Source organism: Paracoccaceae bacterium (assembly GCA_012103375.1).
Lineage (GTDB): Bacteria > Pseudomonadota > Alphaproteobacteria > Rhodobacterales > Rhodobacteraceae > WLWX01.
The window spans coordinates 540,735-555,612 of the sequence record WLWX01000001.1 but is presented as its reverse complement, the minus strand read 5'-3'; the positions used below and the strand labels follow the sequence as shown (position 1 = coordinate 555,612).

Here is a 14,878-nt window from a genome sequence, read left to right as displayed (position 1 = left end):
GGCCCCTATCCCGCCGTGGTCCGGCCCCGCCGGTCACTGCGCAAATTCGCGTAAAGCACGTGATTGCGCCATCGCCCGCCGATTTGCAGATAGCTTTGGGCGACGCCCTCATATTTGAATCCAGTCGCCTCTAGCACACCCCGAGAGGCCTCGTTTTCCTTCAGGCACGCGGCTTCGATCCGGGACAGGTCCAGGTTTGTGAACGCGTGGTGGACGACGGCCATGATCGCCTCGCGCATGAAGCCCTGTCGGATGTGGCGCTGCCCGATCCAATAGCCCAGCGTGCCCGCCTGCGACGGACCGCGGCGGATGTTGTCCAGCGTGATCGCGCCTAGCAGTGCGCCATCGCTGCGCCGTTCCAGAAACAATGGCAGCGCCGTACCACCATTGATCGTGCGCTGTGCCCAATAGACCCGGTTGGAAAACGCCTTGCGGGTCAGGTGATCGCGTGCCCACGCGGGCTCCCACGGGGTCAGAAAATCGGCGCTGTCACGGCGCAGGGCGGTCCAGGGGCGGTAATCTGCGTGGGCAGGCGGGCGCAGCGTCAGCCGCGCGGTTTCGATCCGAAGGCGGCGGCGAAACCAGATCATCACGCCGCAAGGCGCGCCAACAGGGCGGCGTGATCCGGGGCCTTGTCGACAGGACCATACAACGCCAGCGCCGCGCCCCCTGCCCCGGCCATTCCTGCGGCCAGTGCTTTGACATCGCCGGTGGTAACCGCGTCAATCCGCGCGACGGTTTCATCCAGATCAGGCACCCGGTCCCAGATTGCCAGCAGGCGCGCGATGCGTTCGGCGCGCGACGACGGGCTTTCCAGCCCCATCAGCAACCCGGCTTTCATCTGGGCGCGGGCGCGCGCGACTTCGGCGGGCGTCATGTCATCGGCGGCGCGCTTCAACTCATCAATGGTCAGTTCGGCAAGTCCTGCAATCTCGTCAGCGCCGGTGCCCGCATAGATCGTCATCAGCCCGCTGTCAGAATAGGCCCCAGCCTGCGCGAAGATCGAATAACACAGGCCCCGCTTTTCGCGCGCTTCCTGAAACAGGCGCGATGACATGCCGCCGCCGAGGGCGGAGGCCAAGATCTGCGAGGTATAGATGTTTTCATCCCTGTAGCCGGGCGATTCCACGGCCAGCGCGAAATGCACCTGTTCCAGATTGCGGGCGCGGCGGAATTCGCCACCGCTGAACGTCGCCGCACTGGCCGGGCCGGTATCGCGCGCAGGGATCGCGCCGAACAGATCTTCGGCCATCCGCACCAGCGCGTCATGATCGACGGACCCAGCTGCGGCGATGATCATCTGGCTGGGCGCATAGCGTTCGGTCACAAAGCCCGCCAGATCATCGCGATTGAACGCGCCGACACGTTCTGCCGGGCCAAGGATCGTGCGGCCGATGGGCTGGTCTGGATAGGCAACCTCTTGCAGCCAATCGAAGACAATATCGTCGGGGGTGTCCAGCGCCTGGCCAATCTCTTGCAGGATGACGCCACGCTCAATCTCGATCTCGGCCGGGTCGAAGACAGGGTTCAGGACGATGTCGGCCAGCACATCCAGCGCCAGCGGCACGTCGGCTTCCAGAACGCGTGCGTAATAGGCCGTCATCTCGCGGCTTGTGTAGGCGTTGATGAAGCCGCCGACATCCTCGATCGCCTCGGCAATTTCCAGTGCCGAACGCCGCTCGGTCCCCTTGAAGGCCATGTGTTCCAGGAAATGCGCGATGCCGTTTTGTTCAAGACGCTCGTGCCGGCCACCGGCGGTCACCCAGATCCCGACCGAGGCGCTTTTCAGGCCCGGCATATTCTCGGTCACGACACGCAGCCCGTTGGGCAGTCTGGCAAGTTCTACGGTCAAGTCTGGCGACGCCCCCGGATCAGATTTTCGACGGCGGCGAGGCCATTTTCGACCTGCGTCACTCGTTCTGATCGGTCATAAAGATCGGCCATCCGGTTGGGAAGGGCCGGGCGCACCCCTGTTGCATTTTCCACAGCATCCGGGAACTTGGCCGGGTGGGCGGTGGCGAGCGTGATCATCGGCGTCGCGCCAATGTGGTCGGCGGCGACCTTCACGCCGACCGCGGAATGCGGGCAGAGGGTTTCGCCACTTGCCGCGCGGGTCGCGGTGATGGTGGCAAGCGTTTCCGCCTCGGACGCGCGGCCCGATGTGAATTCCGCCCGCAACCGTTCCAGCGCACCCTGAGAGATTTTGAACTGCCCCGTGGTCGCCAGATCGTCCATCTGCCCGGCCACTGCCGCGCCGTCGCGGTCGTAAAGGTCGAACAGCAGACGTTCGAAATTTGAGGATACCTGAATATCCATCGACGGGCTGATCGAGGGCGTGACACCGGATTTGGAGTAACTGCCGGTTTCCAGCGTCCGGTGCAGGATGTCGTTCTGATTAGTCGCGATCACCAGCTGCGCAATTGGCAGGCCCATTTTCCGGGCGATATGACCTGCGAAAATATCGCCAAAATTCCCTGTCGGCACAGTGAAACTGACCGGGCGGTGCGGCGCACCAAGGCTGACCGCGCTGGTGAAGTAATACACAACCTGCGCAAGCACCCGCGCCCAGTTGATCGAGTTGACGCCCGCCAGCCCAACCTCATCCCGGAAGTCGAAATCGTTGAACATCGCCTTCAGCATCGCCTGGCAATCGTCGAAATCGCCGTCGAGCGCGAGGGCATGGACGTTATCTTCCGTGGGCGTGGTCATCTGGCGGCGCTGTACCTCGCTGACGCGGCCATGGGGGTAGAGGATGTAGACATCGACGTTATCGAGGCCCCGAAACGCCTCGATCGCTGCCGATCCGGTATCGCCGCTGGTCGCGCCGACGATGGTGATACGTTGCCCCGAACGCGCCAAGGCGGTCTGGAACAGCTGGCCGATCAGCTGCATGGCGAAATCTTTGAAGGCCAGCGTGGGTCCGTGGAACAATTCCAACAGGAAGTAGTTCGCGTCCAGTTGCACCAGCGGCGCGCGGGCGGCGTGGCCGAAGCCGTCATAGGCGGCGGCGATGGCGGCGCGCAATTCGGCCTGGCTGAAACTGTCGCCGACGAAGGGCCACATGATCCGGAACGCCGCCTCTTCGTAGGACAGGCCCGCCAGCGATGCGACCTCATCCTGTGTCAGGGTCGGCACATCTTCGGGCACGTATAGCCCGCCATCCCGGGCAAGCCCGGTCAGCATCGCCTGTTCAAAGCTTAACGCGGGCGCTTGCCCGCGGGTCGAAATGTAACGCATGGGAATGTGTCGCCTTAGAACCGCCGCCGTCTGGGACGACTGATACGGTGAACCAGCGTCACTGTCATCCCCGCCCAGATCAATGCCAGCGCAAACCAGGTGATCGCGTATTGCAGATGATCGTTGGGAATGCCCGAGGTGTCGATGGGATGCGGGGTGGTAGTTGCTTCCAGACCGCCAATTTCGCGCGCGACCAGCAGAACCGGTTCGGTCCCCAGCACGGCTGCCATCAGCGGCACGTCACGGGCGAACCAGATGTTTTCTTCGCGCTGGGGGTCTGGCGTAAACTCGTCAACCTCGTCCGGCCAGTGCAGGTTGCCGATAACGCGTGCCGCCGAAGGTTCGCGAACCGTGTCTTTCTGATCTGTCGGGATCGTGCCACGATCAACCATGACAAGGCGGCCATCTGTCGTCTGGAACGGGGCAATCACGCGATACACAGCGCCTTCGCCTTTGACGCTGGCCAGCACGTGCAGTTCATCCCCGGTGAAGACACCTTCGGCGGCGACCGGAAGATAGCGATGCGCCTCTGCCTGCGGCATCGCGGGCAAGGCCACCGGATCGGCGGTCATGGCGGCCTCAAGCTCTCCCAATACATTCTGTTTCCAGTCGAGGCGCTGCATCTGCCAGATGCCGAGTGCTGCCAGCAGGACAAAGCCTGCGATTGCACCAATGATGATGAGGGTCAGTCGAGTCATGGTCATCCACATAAAAAGGCGCAGGCCGCGACCTGCGCCAGAGCAATTGTCAAAGGGGCCGAATTTCGGCGCTTATCAGCTTCCCCAGATATAGATGGCGGCGAAAAGGAACAGCCAGACCACATCGACGAAGTGCCAGTACCAGGCCGCAGCCTCAAAACCCACGTGGCGTTCGGGGGTGAAGTGGCCGCGCAGGGCACGCATCAGGCAGACGAACAGGAAGATCGTGCCGATCAGAACATGCGCGCCGTGAAAGCCGGTCGCCATGAAGAAGTTCGCGCCATAGATATTGCCCGAGAAACCAAAAGCCGCGTGGCTGTACTCATACGCCTGGAAGAAGGTAAACAACGCCCCCAGCGCGATGGCGATGATCAGCCCGTTCACCAGGTCTTTACGGTTGTTTTCATGCACCAGCGCGTGGTGCGCCCAGGTCGCCGCACAGCCCGACAACAGCAGGATCAGCGTGTTTATCAGCGGCAGATGCCAGGGGTCGAAGACCTCGATCCCGGCAGGTGGCCAGACGCCGTCCACGGCAGGACTGATGCCATCGGGGTGCATCGGATACATGGCGTGCTTGAAGAACGACCAGAACCAGGCGGAAAAGAACATCACCTCGGACATGATGAAGAAGATGAAGCCATAGCGCAGGCCAAGGCGCACAACCGGTGTGTGATCGCCGATCTGGCTTTCCTCAACCACGTCGGCCCACCATGCGTACATCACATAGGCGACCATCAGCAGGCCAAAGATGAACACCCACGGGTAAAGCGGGATGTCGGCGGCCGTAACCTCTTTCATCCACAAGACCGCACCGAACAGCATGACGAAGCCGCCAACCGCACCGATGAATGGCCAGACCGAGGGGTTCAGGATGTGATAATCGTGGTTCTTTGCATGTGCCATTGCGGGGCCCTCTGATCTTATAGGTCGTCCTGCTGCGAAGGGATGGCCAGCGCGGCCTGTTCTTCGGGCAGGTCAGTTACGTGGAAGGTGTAGGACAGCGTGATGTGTTTGACAAACTTTGCGTCGCGATCATCGACCATTTCGGGGTCAACAAAGAAAGTGACAGGCATGCGCACCGTTTCCCCGGGTTGCAGAACCTGAAGTTCAAAGCAGAAGCAGTCGATCTTGGTGAAAAACCCGCCAGCCTCGTAAGGTGCGACATTGAAACTGGCGCTGCCTGCGACGGGCCGGTCGGTCGGGTTGTGGGCGATGTAATAGGCCAGCATCGGTTCGCCGATCTTGGCGGTGATTTCGCGCAGCTCGGGCTTGAACGTCCAGGGCATGCCACGTTCGAGCGAGGCATCAAAGCGTACTGTAACCGTCTGATCCAGCACCTCGGCGGGGGCCTCAGCCGCGACCAGCGGCGTGCCGCCAAAGCCTGTGACGCTGCAAAACCAGTTGTAAAACGGAACCGAAGCCCAGGCCAGCGCGCCCATCACCAGCGCCACGCCAATCATCTGGCGCGCCGTGCGTTTCTTGCGCCGGGCCAGGTCTGCGCCCGCAGCTTCGTCAGGGATCACCGGATCGCTCATTCAGTTTCTGCCAGCGCGGGGCGCGAAACGTGGTCGTATCCTTCAACCGGTCCGTTTGCCGAGACTTTGGCAATCGTCAGCCCAAAGATCAGCGCCCCAAAGGCGGTCAGCGCCAGCCCGACGCCGACGTTGCGCGACAGGCGACGCTTGTGCATGTCATGCTCGGCCCGGATCATACCAGCGCCCGCCAGGTTGCATCGACCAGAAGCGCGCCGAAATGCAGGAACAGGTAGGCGAGCGAGAGTTTGAAGAACTTCCGCTCAGCCAGGTATTTGTCAGCCTCGGCCGCGCCTTCATCCCGGTTCCAGATGTCCCAGGCGCCTTTCAGGAACAGCGCATTCAGAACCACCGCCGCAGCCAGCGTGACCGGCCCGCCGATCGAGGTCAGCGCCAGCCAGATCGCAACCGGCACCAGTAGAACGGTATAGGCCAGAATATGGGTCCGGGTGACACGCCGCCCGTGAGTCACGGTCAGCATCGGCACGCCTGCGTCCTTGTAATCGGACTTCATGAACAGGGCGAGCGCCCAGAAATGCGGCGGCGTCCACATGAAGATCAGCGCGAACATCAGAAGGCTTTCGACCGCGACGCCACCGGTCACCGCTGCCCAGCCGATCATTGGCGGGAACGCGCCCGAGGCCCCGCCGATCACGATGTTCTGCGACGTCCAGCGTTTCAGCCACATGGTGTACACGACGGCGTAGAAGAAGATCGTAAAGGCCAGCAGACCAGCGGCCAGCAAGTTGGTCGCCAGCCCCAGCATCATCACGGAAAACCCGCTGAGCGTCAGGCCGATGGCCAATGCCTCTCCGGCAGTGACGCGGCCCGATGGCACGGGACGGCCCGCGGTGCGCTTCATCACCGCATCAATATCCGCGTCCCACCACATGTTCAGCGCGCCCGAGGCCCCGGCCCCGACCGCGATGCACAACACAGCCGTGAACCCGACGAAGGGATGCAGCGCGCCGGGCGCAACCAGAAGGCCGACCAGCGCCGTGAACACCACAAGAGACATCACACGCGGCTTCAGCAGGGCGACATAGTCGCCGAACCCGGCCTCATAGTCCGCAGTGATCGCAGTTGCGTCGGTCATGTCAGTCTTTCGATGTGGCATGGTTCCCCACGAAACTTCAGTCGGCGGCGGCCACCTTCACGGTGCGCGGAATTCCGGCGTATTCGGCGATCGCGCTGTCCAGCCAGGCTTCATAAGCTTCCTGACTGACGACCTTTACGGTGATCGGCATATAGGCGTGATCCTTGCCGCAAAGCTCGGAACACTGGCCGAAATATACGCCCTCACGCTCGGCCTTGAACCAAAGTTCGGCCAGGCGGCCCGGCACGCCGTCCTGCTTGACGCCGAATGCGGGCATCGCCCAGGCGTGGATCACGTCCGATCCGGTGACCTGCACAACGATGGTCTTGTTGACCGGCACCACGACGGCCGTGTCGGTGGCCAACAGGTATTCGTCATTGTTGTACCCGGCAGCGGCCAGATCTTCGCGCGGAAGCATGAAGCTGTCGAAGCCGAATTCATGGTCAACATACTCATGCGTCCAGAACCACTGGTTCCCGGTCGCCTTGATGGTCACGTCAGCTTCGGGGATTTCCTGCTGATCGAACAGAACCGGCAAGGAAAATGCGCCGATAAAGACCAGAATCACCACCGGAACCAGAGTCCAGGTCACCTCGATCGGGGTGTTGTGGGTGAACCGCGCCGGTTCGGGATTGGCGCGGTGGTTGAAGCGCACGATCACCCAGATCAGCAGCAATGTGACGAATACGGTGATCGCAGCCATGATCCCGTGCACCATGTTGTCCAGCCACACGATGTCCTGCATCAGGCTGGTCACGGCGGGCTGGAAGCCCGTTGCATCCGGATCCGGCTTGCCCACAACCTCAAGCCCCGTGGGGTCGGCCACCTGTGCCTGTGCGGCCGCACCGAAGAAGGCTGCCATGATCCCGGTTGCGATTGATTTCATCTGCATCATCGTGGTCCTGTCTGATCCCGGTCCGGCGCGGCGTTTCCCCCGTTCCGGCCCTGCCCGGTTCGCCCGATGCGGGCCCCCGTTGTTTCCTGGCCGTTAGAAATCATATTAGAGGGGGCGGAACAAGCCCGCAGCCTTGCGGCATTCAGCCGCGAACCCCACCAACGTCTTCGCCCGAAAGGCACCGCCGCATGACCGATTCTACGCCGTTCCGCCCATTTGAAACCACGCTCGACCGCGACGCCGCCCTTTCCCGGCTGCGCGCCGCCACAGATGGCGCCGATGACGGAGAATTGTTTGTCGAACGTCGCCGCGGCGAGACATTGTCGTTCGACGACGGCCATTTGCGTACCGCCAACTACACCACCTCGGAAGGGTTCGGCCTGCGCGGTGCGCGGCGTGGCGACCGGATACGCCCATTCATCCGAGATTTCCGAGGGCGCGCTGGCCCGCGCGGTCGGCACCGTGCGCCTGGCCGTGGGCGACGGCGGCGGCGTCATGGCCCCCGGCCCGCGCCCGACGAACGTAAGGCTTTATGGCGATTTCAACCCGGTCGAGGACGCCGCGTTTCCGATCAAGGTCGAAACCTTGCGCGAAATCGACGCTTTCGCGCGCGACCTCGACCCGCGCGTGGTGCAGGTCACGGCAACCATCGGTGCCAGCGTGCAAGAGGTTGAGATTCTGCGCCCCAAAGGCACTTTGGTCCGCGATGTGCGCCCGATGGTGCGGGTCAATGTCTCGGTCATCGTGGATCAGGACGGGCGGCGCGAATCCGGCAGTGCCGGCGGCGGCGGGCGTATCCCGCTGAGCGGTCTGTTGGGCCGCGACCACTGGGAGGGTTTGGCGCGCGAGGCGTTGCGGATCGCCATCGTGAACCTGTCGGCCGTCCCGGCGCCCGCAGGTGTCATGGACGTCGCCCTTGGCCCCGGCTGGCCCGGTATTTTGTTGCACGAGGCTGTGGGCCACGGATTGGAAGGTGACTTCAACCGCAAGAAAACCAGCGCTTTCGCGGGTCTGATGGGCCAGCGCGTTGCGGCCCCCGGCGTGACGGTTCTGGACGACGGAACAATCCCGGACCGGCGCGGCAGCCTCAGCATCGATGACGAAGGCACGCCTTCGGGCAAAAACACACTTATCGAAGATGGCATTCTGGTCGGTTACATGCAGGACCGCCAGAACGCGCGGTTGATGGGGGTCGAGGCGACCGGCAATGGCCGCCGCGAAAGCCACGCCCACACGCCGATGCCCCGAATGACCAACACTTATATGCTGGGCGGGGATGCCGCGCCCGAGGACATCGTCGCCGACGTCAAAGACGGCATATTCGCCGTCGGTTTCGGCGGCGGGCAGGTCGACATCACCAGCGGCAAATTCGTGTTCAGTTGTACCGAGGCCTACCGCGTCGAAAACGGCAAGCTCGGCGCGCCGGTCAAAGGCGCCACCCTGATTGGCGACGGCGCCACGGCCCTGAAAAACATCCGCGCCATCGGCAACGACCTGGCGCTGGACCCCGGCATGGGTGTCCTTCCCCCCTAAAACTGGGCCACTACATTGGTCTTGAGAGGGGAATATGTAATGGCACGGAAACGGCATTCGGACGAAGATGTATTGAAGCTGCTGCGTGAGATTGAGCTGAAGCTGACGGGAGGAAGTGACGTTGCATCGGCGTGTCGTAGCGTCGGCATCAGCGATGCGACATATTACAACTGGCGGAAACGGTTTGGTGGTATGGGACGGTCGCAGTTGTCGGAGATGCGCAGCCTGGAAAAGGAGAATGGGCGTCTCAAGAAGATCGTCGCTGAGCTTGAATTGGACAAGCTGATCCTCAAAGAAAGCCTGAACTACTTAAAGCCCAGGGCCTGACGACTGGGGAGCTCCGTCAGGCCGTTATTCATACGCGCCAAAAGCTCGCGACCTCGGAGCGGAGGACCTGCCGGGTCGTCGGTATGGCGCGAAGCTCTCTGCAATATCGACCCGCGCCAAAAGACGATGATGCTCTACGGCTCGCTTTGATCCGCCTGGCCAAGCAATATGGGCGCTACGGCTATCGTAAAGTTTCGGAACTCCTGCGCATCGAGGGCTGGCGGGTCAATCATAAGAAGGTTGAGCGTCTCTGGCAGGAAGAAGGACTGCAACTCCCGCAGCGGCACAGGAAGCGCAGACGGCTTTATCACAAGGACAGCTCGATCATTCGCCTCAGGCCGACGCATCCGAACCACATCTGGAGCATCGACTTCGTTCACGACAAGCTCAGCAATGGCCGGAGCTACAAGATGCTGACCGTTCTGGATGAGTACACCCGGCAGGCCCTGGCCGTGGAAGTTCGCAGCAGGATGGGCGCCGAAGATGTTCTGGAGGCGCTATATCCGCTGCTCCTCTGCCATGGCACGCCGGAGTATATCCGCTCCGACAACGGCCCAGAGTTCGTAGCCAAGGCGATGCAGGAGTGGTTGGTTCGCGTTGGTGTTCGACCAATTAGAATCTATCCGGGGTCCCCTTGGGAAAACGGATACAACGAGAGGTTCAACGGCACTCTCCGGCACGAGATCCTCAACGCTGAATGGTTCACAACAACGAAACAGGCACAGATCGTCATCAATCATTGGCTTAAGCAGTACAACCACACACGTCCGCACCAGGCTCTGAACATGCGACCACCAATGCCAGAAACTCTAATCAGAAATGGCCCAGAACTTGGGGGCTAGACAATCGCGCGCCGACATCACGCGATGCAGCCCGGCCAGCCAATCCTCGACCGAGGCCAGCCCTTGCGGCGCAAGGCGACAGGGGCGGCGTGTGCCGTCGATGCGCCGTTCGATCAGGCCAGCACCTTCCAGCACTTTCAGATGGCGAGAGATCGCAGGCTGACTCATCCTGAACGGCCTGGCGATATCCATGACGCCCAGCTCACCATCCGCAAGGCGGGCAAGAATTGCGCGCCGCGTCGGGTCGGCAAGGGCCGCGAATGCGGCGTCGGTGGTGGGCAGTGTCGATACATTCATGCGTCATATGTTATATAACAATTTAATTATGTAAAGATCAAAAATTTCGCGCGGCAAAAATCACTCACCCAAGGGTCGAAATCCCGCTGTCTGAAACCATTTCTCAACACAGCGCGTTGACAAACCCCCTGCCCCGCCCCCACATCTGCCGCGTTTGAATTGATCGCCCCGGAAGGATTCCCATGCCCGTTGTTGTTGTTGAATCCCCGGCCAAGGCGAAAACCATCAACAGCTATTTAGGCAAGGATTACACGGTTCTGGCCAGTTTCGGGCACGTCCGTGACCTGCCGCCCAAGGATGGGTCGGTCGACACCGACAACGACTTTGCGATGAAATGGGAAGTCGCCAGTGATTCCAAGAAACACGTTAAAGCGATTGCCGACGCGCTGAAAAATGACCCTGAACTGATCCTCGCCACTGACCCCGATCGCGAGGGGGAGGCGATCAGCTGGCATCTGGAAGAAACCCTGCGCGGCAGAAAGGCGCTGAAGAAGGACACGCCGGTCAGCCGCGTGGTTTTCAACGCAATCACCAAATCCGCCGTGACCGAAGCGATGGCGAACCCGCGCCAAGTCGACATGGAACTGGTCGAGGCGTATCTGGCCCGCCGGGCGCTGGATTACCTTGTCGGCTTCAACCTGTCGCCGGTGCTTTGGCGCAAACTGCCGGGTACGAAATCCGCAGGCCGTGTGCAATCCGTCTGCCTGCGCCTGATCGTCGAACGCGAGATGGAGATCGAGGCCTTCCGCGCCCGCGAATTCTGGTCGGTCCGCGCGATGATCGAAACCCCGCGCGGCCAGACGTTCGAGGCGCGGTTGACGGTGCTGGGCGGCAAGAAGCTCGATAAATTCGACATCAAAGATGCTACCGCCGCCGAACTGGCCGTGCAGGCGGTCACCTCACGGGCGCTCAAGATCGCCTCGGTCGAATCCAAGCCTGCCAACCGCAACCCGTCTGCGCCGTTCATGACCTCGACCCTGCAACAGGAAGCCAGCCGCAAATTCGGCTTTGGCGCCCGCCAAACGATGAGCGTCGCCCAGCGCCTCTACGAGGCCGGGCTGATCACCTATATGCGGACCGACGGCATCGACATGGCGCCCGAAGCGGTGATGGCAGCGCGCGATGCGATCAAGGATCGCTATGGCGCGGATTATGTGCCCGGCTCTCCGCGGATGTATAAGAACAAGGCGAAAAATGCGCAGGAAGCGCATGAATGTATTCGCCCGACCGAGCTGTCCAAATCGACCGAGGATGCACGGATCGCCGATGCGGATCAGAGGAAGCTCTATGATCTGATCTGGAAGCGCACGATTGCCAGCCAGATGGCCGCGGCCCGTCTGGAACGCACCACCGTCGACGTGGCCAGCGACGATGGCCAGGTGATGCTGCGTGCCACGGGTCAGGTGATGATCTTTGACGGGTTTCTCAAGGTTTACGAAGAAGGCCGCGACGAAGCGCTCGAGGATGACGACAGCCGCAGGTTGCCTCAGGTCCATCAGGGCGAAGCCGCCAAACTGGCCGCTGGTGGTCTGTCGGGTGATTTCGACAAGGGCAGCGATAATCTGATCGAGGTTGCAGCCAATGGCGCGATGATGCGCTCGGCTTCCGCTGTCTTGTCCGAAAACGGCGCGGTGCTGGGCAGCCAGCACCATACGCAACCGCCGCCGCGCTATACCGAGGCGACGCTGGTCAAGCGCATGGAAGAACTGGGGATTGGTCGCCCCTCGACCTATGCCAGCATCGTTACGACGATCCAGGATCGCGAATATGTCCGCAAGGACAAGGGCCGCCTGTTTCCCGAAGACAAGGGGCGGCTGGTGATCGCGTTCCTCGAAAACTATTTCCGCCGCTATGTGGGGTATGAGTTCACCGCCCATCTGGAAGAGGAGCTGGATGACATCACCAGCGGCGACCGGGAATGGACCGATGTGCTGGGCAAGTTCTGGCGCGACTTTTCCGCAGCGATTGCGGAGACTTCGGAGCTGTGGATCACCGAAGTCCTCGAAAAAATCAACGATGTGCTGGAACCACATCTTTTCCCCCCAACCGAAGACGGCGGCGATCCGCGCCTGTGCCCGCATTGTGGCGCCGGGCGGCTGTCGATGCGCACCGCTCGTTCGGGCGGGGCATTCATCGGCTGCTCCAACTATCCCGAATGCCGCTATACCCGCCCCTTCGGCCCGCCCGATCCCGAGGCCGAGGCCAGCGCAATACCGCCCGATGGCAAGCTGCTGGGCGAAGATGCGGGCGACGAGATCCGCATATTCAAAGGCCGCTTTGGTCCCTACGCCCAGCGCGGTCCCGTGACGGAAGAAAACAAGAAGCCGCCGCGCCAGTCGATCCCCGAACAATGGCCCGCCGAAGAGGTGACGCTGGAACAGGCCGTGCGCCTGCTGTCGCTGCCGCGCGAAATTGGCCCGCACCCGGAAGACGGGGTGATGGTCTGGTCCAATATCGGACGCTATGGCCCGTATCTGAAACACGCCGAAAGCACCTCGTTCCGGGGGGGGACCAACGCGAATCTGGAAAGCATCGAAGAGGTGTTTACCGTCGGCATGAACCGCGCCGTGCAGCTGCTGGCCGAAAAAGTCGCCAGCCGCGGGGCGCGTGGCGCCAAGACGCTGCACGAATTGGGCGACCACCCCGATGGCGGCCCGGTCAGCGTGATGGAAGGCAAATACGGGCCTTACGTGAAGTGGGAAAAGATCAACGCCACGATCCCGAAAGAAACCGCGCCTGAAGCCGTGACGATGGAACAAGCCGTGGAACTTCTGGCCGAACGGGCCGCGAAAAAAGGCGTTCGCAAGAAAAAGGCGGCCCCGAAGAAGAAGAAGGCCGCCGCCAAGAAAAAACCTGCGGCGTAAAAAAAGCCGGTTAGGGTTCAGGCCCTTTACGGGCCTGTGGCATTGATTCAAACAATGCGCCGCTCAACTTGCAATCGCGCACCACGTCCGCGCCGCAGGGTCTGGGCTCCAACGCACGCGTCAGGCAGATGCGCGCCTCCTGAATGCGGCTCGCCTTGCAGGTGATGGTGATCCCGTCGGCCACCAAAGCCTCGTTTTCCTCAAGAAACGCCTGTTCAACCACGCCGGCGGGCAGTTTGATGTCACGGTCCAGCTGGCGAAAAACCTCGGGGCGGGTCACACGGGCGTAAGCCTCGCGCGACAGGGCAAAAAAGTCTTCTGACGACAGGCCCGAACAGCGCCCGTGCTTCTTCCACTGATGCCAGGCCGAACCGCCCGACCCCATGATATCGGCCATCGCCGCCGTATCGCGGCGCGACGGATCCCGCGCGCCCGTGCGGCAATAGCTGGGCCAGCCGCGTTCGTATTGCGGCCAAAGCCCGTGCAGCACCCAGCCAAACCCCGCGTCATCGTCACATTGCGGTGACCCGCGCGCATCGCCTTCCAGTGCGCACCAGGTCGGCGACCATGACAGCGACAGCACGTAATAGTCGAAATCGCCCGCCTGTTCGCCCTCGGCCAGGGCCGCGAACGGCCACAACAGAACCAGAATGAGTGCTCGCATTTGCTCTTCCCCTTCGGCGTCGCCGCGCCTATATACCGGCCAACCTCCGAAATTATGAGGATGTGGTCCACCCCGGACCAGCCGAATTCCCGGCGCAGAGAAGTTGTGTGAAGGAGCCCGCGATGAACACCCCCCTGATGGCCAAGGCCACCGCCGTCTGGCTGGTCGACAACACCACGATGACCTTCAAGCAGGTCGCCGATTTTTGCGAGCTGCACGAATTGGAAGTGCAGGGCATCGCCGATGGTGACGTTGCAGCCGGGGTAAAAGGGTTCGACCCGATCGCCAACAACCAGCTGACCCAGGAAGAGATTGACAAGGCCGAAGCCGATCCGCTGCACAAGCTGACGCTGAAGTTCAACCCCGCCTCGGTAGGCGAGGAAAAGCGCCGCGGGCCGCGCTATACCCCGTTGTCCAAGCGTCAGGACCGCCCGGCGTCGATCCTGTGGCTGGTCAAGTTTCACCCCGAATTGTCGGACGCGCAGATCTCCAAGCTGGTGGGCACCACCAAACCGACGATCCAGTCCTTGCGCGAACGCACCCATTGGAACATTGCCAATATCCAGCCGATCGACCCGGTCGCGCTTGGCCTGTGCAAACAGTCCGAACTGGATGCAGCCGTGCAGAAAGCCAACGCCAAGAAGGCGCGGGAAGGCAGTGTGATGTCGGATGATGAACGCCGCAAGCTGGTCAGCACCGAACAATCGCTGGGCGGCGACGCCGAGGCCAAGATTCCGACCGCGATTTCGGGGCTGGAGACATTCACGCTGACCGAATCCGATGAAGGCGAAGAAAAAGAGGCCGCCCTGCCCGACGCAGACAGCCTGTTCACATTTGACGGATCGGATGACGCCGATGATGAAGAAGACAACAGCGACGATCCGCGCGACTGA

The 14,878-nt window shown here is 61.9% G+C and carries 15 protein-coding genes and 1 pseudogene; 5 read left to right on the top strand and 11 right to left on the bottom strand.

Annotation, left to right across the window (positions count from 1 at the left end):
- Positions 1–5 precede the first annotated feature (5 nt).
- The 9 genes from GKR99_02890 to coxB form a co-directional block, all read right to left on the bottom strand.
- The gene (locus GKR99_02890) at positions 6–590 is read right to left on the bottom strand and encodes a GNAT family N-acetyltransferase (protein ID NKB26552.1); all 585 of its coding nucleotides are present in this window, start codon (positions 588–590) and stop codon (positions 6–8) included.
- On the bottom strand, positions 590–1,852 hold the full coding sequence (locus GKR99_02885) for an insulinase family protein (protein NKB26551.1): 1,263 nt from the start codon (positions 1,850–1,852) through the stop codon (positions 590–592). The genes GKR99_02890 and GKR99_02885 overlap by 1 nt, the downstream gene beginning before the upstream one ends.
- Entirely contained in the window at positions 1,849–3,237 is a 1,389-nt protein-coding gene (locus GKR99_02880; protein NKB26550.1) for a threonine synthase, read from the bottom strand. The genes GKR99_02885 and GKR99_02880 overlap by 4 nt, the downstream gene beginning before the upstream one ends.
- 14 nt (positions 3,238–3,251) lie before the next feature.
- Positions 3,252–3,935: an SURF1 family protein gene (locus tag GKR99_02875; protein NKB26549.1), complete on the bottom strand. Its 684-nt coding sequence runs from the start codon at positions 3,933–3,935 to the stop codon at positions 3,252–3,254.
- A gap of 75 nt (positions 3,936–4,010) precedes the next feature.
- Positions 4,011–4,838, bottom strand: coding sequence for a cytochrome c oxidase subunit 3 (locus tag GKR99_02870; protein ID NKB26548.1), 828 nt, complete (start codon positions 4,836–4,838; stop codon positions 4,011–4,013).
- A gap of 17 nt (positions 4,839–4,855) precedes the next feature.
- Complete coding sequence (locus tag GKR99_02865; GenBank protein NKB26547.1) at positions 4,856–5,428, bottom strand: cytochrome c oxidase assembly protein; 573 nt, start codon at positions 5,426–5,428, stop codon at positions 4,856–4,858.
- Positions 5,429–5,466: 38 nt separating this feature from the next.
- The gene (locus GKR99_02860; protein NKB26546.1) at positions 5,467–5,646 is read right to left on the bottom strand and encodes a hypothetical protein; all 180 of its coding nucleotides are present in this window, start codon (positions 5,644–5,646) and stop codon (positions 5,467–5,469) included.
- A complete protein-coding gene (locus GKR99_02855) occupies positions 5,643–6,563 on the bottom strand; it encodes a protoheme IX farnesyltransferase (GenBank protein NKB26545.1) in 921 nt (306 codons plus the stop codon). The genes GKR99_02860 and GKR99_02855 overlap by 4 nt, the downstream gene beginning before the upstream one ends.
- A 37-nt stretch (positions 6,564–6,600) precedes the next feature.
- Positions 6,601–7,455: a cytochrome c oxidase subunit II gene (coxB, locus tag GKR99_02850; protein ID NKB26544.1), complete on the bottom strand. Its 855-nt coding sequence runs from the start codon at positions 7,453–7,455 to the stop codon at positions 6,601–6,603.
- Positions 7,456–7,646: 191 nt separating this feature from the next.
- Between coxB and tldD the strand changes: the two are divergent.
- The 3 genes and pseudogenes from tldD to GKR99_02835 all read left to right on the top strand — a co-directional run bounded on the left by tldD (position 7,647) and on the right by GKR99_02835 (position 10,160).
- Positions 7,647–8,991: pseudogene (tldD, locus tag GKR99_02845) on the top strand (metalloprotease TldD).
- 39 nt (positions 8,992–9,030) lie between these two features.
- Positions 9,031–9,318, top strand: coding sequence for a transposase (locus tag GKR99_02840; protein NKB26543.1), 288 nt, complete (start codon positions 9,031–9,033; stop codon positions 9,316–9,318).
- A complete protein-coding gene (locus GKR99_02835) occupies positions 9,264–10,160 on the top strand; it encodes an IS3 family transposase (protein ID NKB26542.1) in 897 nt (298 codons plus the stop codon). The genes GKR99_02840 and GKR99_02835 overlap by 55 nt, the downstream gene beginning before the upstream one ends.
- Here GKR99_02835 and GKR99_02830 read toward each other — a convergent pair.
- Positions 10,128–10,442 carry a metalloregulator ArsR/SmtB family transcription factor gene (locus GKR99_02830; GenBank protein NKB26541.1) on the bottom strand — a complete coding sequence of 105 codons (315 nt, stop codon included), beginning with the start codon at positions 10,440–10,442 and terminating at the stop codon, positions 10,128–10,130. The genes GKR99_02835 and GKR99_02830 overlap by 33 nt on opposite strands.
- A 197-nt stretch (positions 10,443–10,639) precedes the next feature.
- Between GKR99_02830 and topA the strand changes: the two genes are divergently transcribed.
- On the top strand, positions 10,640–13,321 hold the full coding sequence (gene topA, locus GKR99_02825) for a type I DNA topoisomerase (GenBank protein NKB26540.1): 2,682 nt from the start codon (positions 10,640–10,642) through the stop codon (positions 13,319–13,321).
- 10 nt (positions 13,322–13,331) lie between these two features.
- Here the strand turns inward: topA and GKR99_02820 are convergent, their stop codons facing one another.
- Positions 13,332–13,985, bottom strand: coding sequence for a ribonuclease T (locus GKR99_02820; GenBank protein NKB26539.1), 654 nt, complete (start codon positions 13,983–13,985; stop codon positions 13,332–13,334).
- Positions 13,986–14,107: 122 nt separating this feature from the next.
- On the opposite strand from GKR99_02820, the gene GKR99_02815 reads away from it, so the two are divergent.
- Complete coding sequence (locus GKR99_02815) at positions 14,108–14,878, top strand: DUF1013 domain-containing protein (GenBank protein ID NKB26538.1); 771 nt, start codon at positions 14,108–14,110, stop codon at positions 14,876–14,878.